This window comes from Pseudomonas sp. SIMBA_041 (assembly GCF_046535095.1).
GTDB lineage: Bacteria > Pseudomonadota > Gammaproteobacteria > Pseudomonadales > Pseudomonadaceae > Aquipseudomonas > Aquipseudomonas mucoides.
Genome location: NZ_JAWRXJ010000301.1, coordinates 1 through 272, shown reverse-complemented (window position 1 = coordinate 272; position 272 = coordinate 1). Strand labels below are relative to the sequence as shown.

The window sequence follows — 272 nt, the reverse complement described above, 5'->3', positions numbered from 1 at the left end:
GTAATTGGTTCGAACGGGCAACTGCTCGGGCGTGATCCCCTGCATGAATGGGATGCTCGCCAGCGGCAGATGGAAGTCCGCCCGCGGCAGCTCGGCCTGATCGTGTGGCACCACGGTGTCCACCACCCCGTGCAAACTGCGAGCCAGCAATGTCTGCAAGTGCTGGAAGCCGGAGTAGATGAGCGAGCCACCCTCGCGCTCGACCCGCTCAGCCAACGCCGGAACGAAGCGCACGAACTGGAACACATCTCCGTGGCCCTGCTCGCCCCACA

At 64.3% G+C, this 272-nt stretch carries 1 protein-coding gene; it reads right to left on the bottom strand.

From position 1 onward, the window contains the following. A partial coding sequence (locus SB725_RS31255; protein ID WP_410923286.1) for a hypothetical protein occupies nucleotides 1–272 on the bottom strand: 272 nt, incomplete at both ends.